The sequence below is a fragment of the Desulfuromonadales bacterium genome (assembly GCA_035620395.1).
In the GTDB taxonomy this organism is placed as follows: domain Bacteria; phylum Desulfobacterota; class Desulfuromonadia; order Desulfuromonadales; family DASPGW01; genus DASPGW01.
This window is the reverse complement of sequence record DASPGW010000273.1, coordinates 1-8,699: the sequence shown is the minus strand read 5'-3', so window position 1 is coordinate 8,699 and position 8,699 is coordinate 1. Positions and strand designations below refer to the sequence as shown.

Here is an 8,699-nt window from a genome sequence, read left to right as displayed (position 1 = left end):
TTGTAGGGTCCAAACTGGATAACAGAAGGCGGCCGTTTACATCCATCTTGGTCGCCGGCGGCCAGGACGACACCATCTGCAGCCGTTTTTTTATTGATTCGTTTTACAGGGAGGTACTTGAATGAAGTTTCCAAAGTTGTTTTTTGCCGCACTCATCATGGCGCTCGTCATGTTCCCGGCAACATCGCGGGCCGAACTCAAAAGCGGCGTGCTGACTTTTTCCCCCATGCTGGGTGGTGTCATGACAGAAGGGGACCAGAATGTCGATGACGACCTGGCCTACAGCCTCGGCGTCGGCTACAACCTGACCAAGGTCCTGGGGCTGGAAGCCGTGCTGGCCGGCGCCGCCAACCTCGACGAAGACAAGACCGACCGCTCCGTCGATCTTCTGAACTATCGGCTCGACGCCCTTTACCATTTCATGCCGGAGCGCCCCCTGGTGCCCTACTTGGCCGCCGGCGTCGGCGGCTATGATCTCGGCGACGACAGTGAGTTCATGGCCAATTACGGTGCTGGCCTGCTTTACTTCATCGCCGAAAACGTCGCCCTGCGGGCCGATGTGCGGCATCTGGTCGTCTTCAACGAGACCCCCCTCGATCACAATCTCCTCTACACCGCAGGCTTCAAGTTCCAACTCGCCGAGATGGCAAAGCCCGTGCCTGTCGCAGTTCCTGCCGTTGTGGCCCCGGCGGCTCTACCCCCGGCGCCCAAAGACAGTGACGGTGACCGCGTGACGGACGATCTTGACAAGTGTCCGGGAACCCCTCAAGGGGTGAAGGTCGATGTAAACGGTTGTCCGCTGGACAGCGACGGCGACGGCGTTCCCGACTACCTGGACAAGTGCCCGGGAACCCCTAAAGGGGTGAAGGTCGATGCCAAGGGCTGTCCGCTCGACAGCGATGGCGACGGCGTCTTCGACTACCTGGACCAATGTCCCGGCACAGCGAAGGGAATCGTGGTCGATGACAAGGGGTGTGAACTGAAACTCACCTTGCGCATCAACTTCGACTCCGACAAGGCGGAGATCAAACCCGAGTTTAAGGGAGAACTCGACAAGGCGGCCGCGTTTGTCCGTGAGAACAACAACGCCCCCTTCATCCTTCTCGTTGGGCATACGGACAACCAGGGAAATGACGAATACAACCAGAAGCTCTCCGAGCGGCGAGCTGAAGCCGTGCGTCAGGCACTGATCAGGAACTACGGTCTCGATGCCAACAAGCTCAAAGCCAGAGGTTACGGCGAATCCCAGCCGGTCGCTGACAACGCCACGGCAGACGGCCGTTACCAGAACCGCCGTGTCGAGGTCATCTGCCGCGCAGTTCTCCCGGACTAGCCCTCTTCCGCGGGAACAAAACGCAAGGGGCCGGGTATTCCCGGCCCCCATTTTTATTGTCAGTCCGCAGGATTTTGAACACCCAGAAAAGGAGACAAATCATGAGCAGCAGAGATGAATACGTGCGAAAGCTGCAGGAAAAACTCGCGGAATGGAATGCCGAGATCGACACGTTGGTCGCCAAGGCAGGCGAAGTCAAGGCCGATGCCAAGAATGAGTACGCCGAACAGATCGAGTCACTAAAGCTGAAGCAGGCAACCGCCAGGGAGAAAATCGAGGAACTGCAACTGTCCGGAGAAGGCGCCTGGAAAGACCTGAAATCAGGCATCGAATTGGCCTGGACGGCTATGGGGGAGGCCATCGACTCGGCCAAATCCCGTTTCAAATAACAGAATAAGGCTGCCGCTCCCCATTGGCCCGGCCCGTTGTTCATCTCATTGGGAGCAAGGACGAAATTATGAAACGTGCAGGAATAATGCTGGGCGCCCTGGTGCTGTTGCTGCTCTTGGGGGCCGTCTGGTGGCTGGTCAGTCGCCCGGAACGGGGAGGCACCGGAGAGGTGAGTACCCGGTTTCGCTGGGTGGGACCCAACGACAAGATCGTGGTCGACGGCTTCGATGACCCGAAGGTCAAGGGGGTGGCCTGTCACATCAGCCGTGCGCAGACAGGGGGGGTCAAGGGCGCGATCGGTGTTGCCGAGGATACCAGCGACGCCAGCATTGCCTGCCGACAGATCGGACCAATCAGCTTTGTCGACGAGCTCAAGGACGGCGAGCAGGTTTTCGATGAACGCCGCAGCCTTCTGTTCAAGGAGCTGCAGGTCGTTCGTTTTTTTGATCGCGAGCGCAACGTGCTGGTTTACGTCACCTATAGCGACCGGGTGCTCGAAGGCAGCCCAAAGAACAGTATCAGTACTGTGCCTATCATGCCCTGGCCGAAGCCTTGAAGAATCCGGCTAAGGGGTGGAGGGCACAATCACTTGGTATGCTAATGGGGACTCGCCACGCCGCCGGAAAATTGCTAATCTCCGGTCCCTGACCGGAACAGCCGAACGGAAAGAGGCACGCGCGTGGCAGTGATCATCCCGGACATCCCCACCCGGCTGCGGACCGGCTTCATCGGCGGCCTGCAGACCTCGCTCAAGCTCATCAAGTTCGTCCTCCCGCTTTACGTGGCGGTCGACCTGCTCAAGAAGACGCCGGTCATCGATCTGCTCGGTGAGCTCTTCGCCCCGCTGATGCAGCTCTTCGGCCTGCCAGGCGCGGCGGCCTTCGCCTTCATCGCCGCCTTTCTCCTTAACCTCTACGCCGCCCTGGCTGTCATGGCCCCCCTCGACCTCACCCCCTGGCAAGTGACCCAGTGCGGACTGATGATGGGGATCGCGCACAACCTGCTGGTGGAAGGGGCGGTGCTCGGCAGCACCGGCGCCCGCGGCGGCCTGCTGACCCTCTGTCGGCTGTTGATCGCCGGCGTCACCGGGATGCTCCTCGAACTCGGGCACCGACTCTGGGTGGGATGATGGAAGCGCTGCTGCTCGCCCTGCTGGGGGCGCTGAAACTTTCGGCCAAGCTGCTGCTGATCGTCGTGCCGCTGGTGACCCTCTTTGAGGTGCTGCGCTATCATCCCGTCTTCCGCCGGGCCGGCCGGGCGGTCGAGCCGATGATGCGGGGCATGGGGCTCTCCCCCCAGGCCGCCGTCCCCCTCTTTACCGGCATCTTCCTCGGCATCGCCTACGGCGCCGGGATCATCATCCGGGTGGCGCAGGAGAAGCGCCTGCCCGGCCGCGAACTCTTCCTGATGGGACTCTTTCTGGCGACCTGTCACGCCGTGGTCGAGGACACCCTGATTTTCGTGGTGATCGGCGGGAACGGCTGGATCATGCTCGGGGTGCGGCTGCTCATCGCCTTCGGCCTGACCGCCGTCCTGGCGTGGCTGTGGCGGCGGAAGAAGAACGATGAAGACAACGGAAAGCCGGCAGGGGGAGCGTAAAATATAAGTATTTCCAACTAATTTCAATGGATGTTTCCTGCCTCAGCAGTCAGTCCTGAACCAGCGCTTCCACCCCCCGCCTTATCCCTATCCGCAGAAAAAAACCCCAATTCCTCCCCTGGGCCGAAAGATGGGTCTGGGTGCCTTTCGGTGCAGACTCCGGCAATGCATCGCCCCGGTCAATAAACGTCCAGACCGGGGCGGTCGATTGCCCAATGAATATGAGATGTTAAACTGCAGTTGTTCTTGTTGGCCACGAGAGGTCCAGGGAATGACTGCAACTGAACTCAATGCAGAGAAGACTGCTCCCCCCTGGCAGCTTGATCTCGGCGCCACCTGCCTGGACGGCGGTGAGACCCGCTTCCGGGTCTGGGCGCCGAAGGCGGAGCGCGTGTCGGTGCGGCTGCTCGGCGGCGGGACGAGCCGGACGCTCCCCCTGCGGGCCGAGGCGGATGGCTACTTCGTCGGGACCGTCATGGCACGGCCAGGGGACTGCTATTTCTACCGGCTCGATGACGGGACGGAACGACCCGACCCGGCCTCCCGGTTCCAGCCGCAAGGGGTGCACGGCCCTTCGCAGATCGTCGACCCGCACGCCTTTGCCTGGCAGGACGTCGGCTGGCAGGGGCTGCCGCTCGAAGAGTACGTCATCTACGAGCTGCATGCGGGGACCTTCACCGCGGCGGGGACCTTCGCGGCGGCGATCTCGCGCCTCGACTACCTGGCGGAACTCGGCGTGACCGCGGTGGAGCTGATGCCGGTGGCGCAGTTCCCCGGGGAGCGCAACTGGGGCTATGACGGCGCCTATCCCTTCGCCCCCCAGAACAGCTACGGCGGGCCGGAGGGGCTGAAACAGCTGGTCGATGCCTGCCACCGCAGGGGGCTGGCGGTGATCCTCGACGTCGTCTACAACCACCTGGGGCCCGAAGGAAACTATCTCGGCTGCTTCGGACCCTACTTCACCGACCGCTACCGCACTCCCTGGGGGGAGGCGGTCAACTTCGACGGCCCGGACAGCGACGCGGTGCGCCACTACTTCATCAGCAACGCCCTCTACTGGGTGACGGAGTACCATGTGGACGCCCTGCGGCTCGATGCCATTCACGGGATCTTCGATTTCAGCGCCCGACACATTCAGCAGGAGCTGGCCGAAGCGGTCCACGCCGAGGCGCGACGGCTCGGCCGGGCCGTGCAGGTCATTGCCGAGAGCTCGCTCAACGACGTGCGCACCATCACGGCGCCGCAGCAGGGCGGCCACGGGCTCGATGCCCAGTGGAACGACGACTTCCACCATGCCCTGCGCACCCTGCTGACCGGCGAGCGGGACGGCTACTACGTCGATTTCGGGGAGTTTTCCCAACTGGCCAAGGCCTTCCGCGAGGGGTTCGTCTACTCCGGCCAGCATTCCCGCTACCGCCGGCGGCGGCACGGCAGCTCCTCGGCCGGGCTGGAGCCGGGCAGGTTCGTCGTCTTTTCCCAGAACCACGACCAGGTGGGCAACCGGATGCGCGGCGAGCGCCTGGGCCACAGCGCGGGGCCGGAGCAGCTGAAGCTGGCGGCCGGAGCGGTTCTGCTCTCCCCCTGTCTGCCGCTGCTCTTCATGGGGGAGGAGTACGGAGAGAGCGCCCCCTTCCCCTATTTCATCCACCACGGCGACCCGGAGCTGGTCGCGGCGGTGCGGCGGGGACGGCAGGAGGAGTTCGCCGCCTTCGCCTGGCAGGGGGAGATTCCCGACCCCCAGGCCGAAACCACCTTCCTTTCGGCGAAAATCGACCCGCAGCTGCGCCGAAAAGGGATGCATGCCACGCTCTTCGCCCTCTACCGGGAGCTGCTCCGCCTGCGGAAGGCGCTTCCCCCTTTGCGCCGTCTCAGCCGGGCGGAGACGGAAGTGGCGGCGATCTCAGAGGTCAGGGTCCTGGTCCTGCGGCGGTGGGCGGACACCGGCGAGGTCCTCTGCCTCTTCAACTTCAGCGATGCGCAGTGCACCGTTTCCATCCCCCTGCGCCTCGCAGCCTGCCGGAAGCTCCTCGATTCGGCGGACGAGCGCTGGGGAGGCGGCGGCAGCCCCGCCGCCGGGGAGCTGCCCGCCGGCAGCGGAGATACCCGGGTGACGCTTGCCCCCTGGAGCTTCGTTCTCTACGCGTCAGAATAGCTCATGGAATCCTATAACCAGCAGTTAGTCACGCGAAGCCGCGAAGAACGCGAAGAAATTCACGACCCATGATGTAGGGGCGCTGCTTGCCGCGCCCCGATTGGGCGGAGCAAGCGCCGCCCCTACTTCGCGGCTTCGCGTAAGACTACTGGTTCCAGGTTCATCGGAATTTGCTCTGGAGAAAAGATGCCCGACCGCCCGTTTGACCAAGCGCGAATCCCCGTCGCCACCTACCGGCTGCAGTTCAACGGCGACTTCCGGTTCGCCGACGCCCGGCAGATCGTCCCCTACCTGCACGAGCTGGGGATCAGCGACCTCTATGCGTCCCCCTATTTTCGGGCGAGAAAGGGGAGTCGCCACGGCTACGACATCGTCGATCCGAACGCCCTGAACCCGGAGGTGGGGAGCGAGGAAGAGTACGACGCTCTGGTGGCGGAACTCCACCGCTGCGGGATGGGGCAGGTGCTCGACATCGTTCCGAACCACATGTGCATCGAAAGCAGCGACAACCTCTGGTGGATGGACCTGCTCGAAAACGGCCCGAGTTCGCTGCACGCCGATTTCTTCGACGTCGACTGGGAGCCGGTCAAAAGGGAGCTGAAAGACAAGGTCCTCTGCCCCATCCTTGGAGACCAGTACGGGGCGGTGCTCGAAAATGGCGAGCTGATTCTGGCCTTCGAGGAGGGGGCCTTCTTCCTCTATTACTACGATCACCGGCTGCCGATCATGCCCAAGAGCTACAGCGCCATCCTCACCCATCGGCTGGAGGAGCTGGAGCAGGCGCTTGGTGCCGAAAACTTTTGCTACCAGGAGTTGCAGAGCATCGATACCGCCCTGAAGAATCTCCCGCCTTACACGGAGAGCGACCCGGAGAGGATTGTCGAGCGTTACCGGGAGAAGGAAGTCGTCAAGCGCCGCCTCTGGTCACTCTGCAACGAATGCCCCGAGATCAGGAGATTCATCGACCGCAATACGGGGATTTTCAACGGCGAAAGGGGGGCGCCGGCCAGTTTCGATCTGCTGGACGACCTGCTCAGGCGGCAGGTCTACCGCCTTTCCCACTGGCGGGTCGCCACCGAGGAGATCAACTACCGCCGGTTCTTCGACATTAACGACCTGGCGGCGATCCGGATGGAGAACCCGCAGGTCTTTGCCGAGACGCACCGGCTGATCTTCCGGCTGGTCCGGGAGGGGAAAGTGACCGGGCTGCGGGTGGACCACTTGGACGGCCTCTACGCTCCCGCCGATTACCTGGGGCAATTGCAGTGGGGGTGCTACCTCCAGCGCAGGCTCGCCGCCCTGGAGCGCTCAGCAGGAAGGCGGCTTGCCGAGGACGAGGAAAGGAAGCACGTGGCCGGGTTTCGGCGCAACTACGCCGAGAGGCTCGCCCGGGAGCCCAGCTTCAGGCCGTTTTACGTCGTCGGGGAGAAGATCCTCATGAAGGGGGAGAAGATCCCCGAGGCGTGGCCGGTCTTCAACACCACCGGTTATGAGTTCGCCAACCAGGTCAACGGCATCTTCGTGGAAACCGGCAACGCCAGGGCGTTCGACGCCATCTATGCCCGGTTCATCCGCTCACGGATGAATTTTCCGGAGATCGTCTACGAGAAGAAGAAGCTGGTCATGCAGGCCGCCATGTCCGGCGAGATCAACACCCTCGGCGACCGCCTCAACGCCATCTCGGAGGTGAATCGGCACACGCGCGACTTCACCCTGAACAGCCTCATCAAGGCCCTGGTGGAGGTGATCGCCTTTTTCCCTGTCTACCGGACCTACACCAGCGGCCGGGAGGTGGCGGAGCGGGACCGCCGCTACGTGGAGTATGCCGTCGCCCGCGCGAAGCGGAAAAACCCCGCCACCGACCCCTCCGTCTTCGATTTCGTCAAAGGGGTGCTCCTGCTCGGGGTGGAGGCCGGCGCGGGGGAGAAGGAGCGGGAGACGTGGCTCGATTTCGTCATGCGCTTCCAGCAGTTGACCGGCCCGGTCACGGCCAAGGGGGTCGAGGACACCGCCTTTTATGTCTACAACCGGCTCGTCTCCCTGAACGAGGTCGGGGGGAACCCGGAGCGGTTCGGTTATCCGCTGGAGGCATTCCACGGCCAGAACATCGAGCGCAGCCGGTCCTGCCCCCTGACCCTGCTGGCCACCTCCACCCACGACACCAAGCGCAGCGAGGACCTGCGGGCGAGGATCGACGTCCTCTCCGAGGTTCCCGAGCTGTGGCGGGAAGCGCTGGCCAGGTGGCGGCGCCTCAACAAGAAGAAAAAGACGCTGGTGGACGGGCAGCCGGCTCCCGACCCGAATGAAGAGTATTTTCTCTACCAGACCCTGGTCGGAGCGTGGCCCGTCGAACCGGCGTCCGGGGAATTCGCGGCGTTCCGGCAGCGGATCAGGGACTACATGCTGAAGGCCGTGCGGGAGGCGAAGGTCAATTCGAGTTGGACCAGGCCGAATGCGGCCTACGAAGAGGCGCTGATCCGCTTCATCGATCTTCTTCTGCAGGAAGACCCCCTCAATACTTTCCTGGCGGACATGCGGGAATTTCAGGGCCTGACGAGCCACTGCGGGATGCTCAACGCCCTCTCCCAGACCCTCTTGAAGATTACGGCCCCGGGCATCCCCGATTTTTACCAGGGGAGCGAGCTCTGGGACCTCAGCCTCGTCGACCCGGACAACCGGCGGCCGGTCGATTTCGGGCTGCGCCGCCGGCGGCTCGAGGAGATCCGGCAGGGGGAGAAGAAGGCCGGTCTGCTCGCACTCGCCCGGGAGCTGGCCGCGGAGATGCGCGACGGCAGAATCAAGCTCTACCTGATCCGCCAGGCGCTCGGACTCCGGAGCGGGAAGCGCGAGCTGTTCGAGAGGGGAAGCTACCTCCCCCTCGAAGTCCGGGGGGAGCGGTCCGACCACATCTGCGCCTTTGAGCGGAAGCTGGGCGACAGTTCGGTCATCGTCGCCGCGCCGCGGTTTTTCACCCGGCTGGTCGAAGGGCCCGGCGAGTTGCCGCAGGGACGGGAGGTCTGGCAGACGACGCGGATCGTCCTCCCTGCCGGCGGGGAAGGGGGGCGCTATCGCAACGTCTTTACGGGGGAGATCTGTGAGGCGGTCCGGCGGGAAGGGGGCGAAGGACTCCATTTGGCGGAGGTGCTGGCCGACTTTCCGGTGGCGCTGCTGGAGAGGGTCGGTTGTGAAGGTGTTCCCCCCCTTTGAAAAAGGGGGACTTGAATT

General features: G+C 63.4%; 7 protein-coding genes. All 7 read left to right on the top strand.

The window, feature by feature from the left end; genetic code table 11:
- Positions 1-121 precede the first annotated feature (121 nt).
- Positions 122-1,333: an OmpA family protein gene (locus tag VD811_15135; GenBank protein ID HXV22317.1), complete on the top strand. Its 1,212-nt coding sequence runs from the start codon at positions 122-124 to the stop codon at positions 1,331-1,333.
- A gap of 101 nt (positions 1,334-1,434) precedes the next feature.
- Positions 1,435-1,722, top strand: a complete 288-nt coding sequence (locus VD811_15130; GenBank protein ID HXV22316.1) for a coiled coil domain-containing protein — start codon at positions 1,435-1,437, stop codon at positions 1,720-1,722.
- A 68-nt stretch (positions 1,723-1,790) separates the two neighbouring features.
- Positions 1,791-2,279 carry a CreA family protein gene (locus tag VD811_15125; protein HXV22315.1) on the top strand — a complete coding sequence of 163 codons (489 nt, stop codon included), beginning with the start codon at positions 1,791-1,793 and terminating at the stop codon, positions 2,277-2,279.
- Between the two features lie 123 nt (positions 2,280-2,402).
- Positions 2,403-2,852: a nucleoside recognition domain-containing protein gene (locus VD811_15120; GenBank protein HXV22314.1), complete on the top strand. Its 450-nt coding sequence runs from the start codon at positions 2,403-2,405 to the stop codon at positions 2,850-2,852.
- Positions 2,852-3,322, top strand: coding sequence for a nucleoside recognition domain-containing protein (locus VD811_15115; GenBank protein ID HXV22313.1), 471 nt, complete (start codon positions 2,852-2,854; stop codon positions 3,320-3,322). The genes VD811_15120 and VD811_15115 overlap by 1 nt, the downstream gene beginning before the upstream one ends.
- Before the next feature lie 271 nt (positions 3,323-3,593).
- Entirely contained in the window at positions 3,594-5,474 is a 1,881-nt protein-coding gene (gene treZ, locus VD811_15110) for a malto-oligosyltrehalose trehalohydrolase (GenBank protein ID HXV22312.1), read from the top strand.
- A gap of 186 nt (positions 5,475-5,660) precedes the next feature.
- Positions 5,661-8,681 (top strand): malto-oligosyltrehalose synthase, encoded by a 3,021-nt coding sequence (locus tag VD811_15105; protein HXV22311.1) that lies wholly within the window; start codon positions 5,661-5,663, stop codon positions 8,679-8,681.
- Positions 8,682-8,699: the final 18 nt, after the last annotated feature.

What these genes read in the sequence shown, in the direction of transcription:
- treZ (HXV22312.1), top strand. Translation starts at nt 3,594, where the DNA reads ATGACTGCAACTGAACTCAATGCAGAGAAGACTGCTCCCCCCTGGCAG.
- VD811_15125 (HXV22315.1), top strand. Translation starts at nt 1,791, where the DNA reads ATGAAACGTGCAGGAATAATGCTGGGCGCCCTGGTGCTGTTGCTGCTC.
- VD811_15130 (HXV22316.1), top strand. Translation starts at nt 1,435, where the DNA reads ATGAGCAGCAGAGATGAATACGTGCGAAAGCTGCAGGAAAAACTCGCG.
- VD811_15105 (HXV22311.1), top strand. Translation starts at nt 5,661, where the DNA reads ATGCCCGACCGCCCGTTTGACCAAGCGCGAATCCCCGTCGCCACCTAC.
- VD811_15135 (HXV22317.1), top strand. Translation starts at nt 122, where the DNA reads ATGAAGTTTCCAAAGTTGTTTTTTGCCGCACTCATCATGGCGCTCGTC.
- VD811_15115 (HXV22313.1), top strand. Translation starts at nt 2,852, where the DNA reads ATGGAAGCGCTGCTGCTCGCCCTGCTGGGGGCGCTGAAACTTTCGGCC.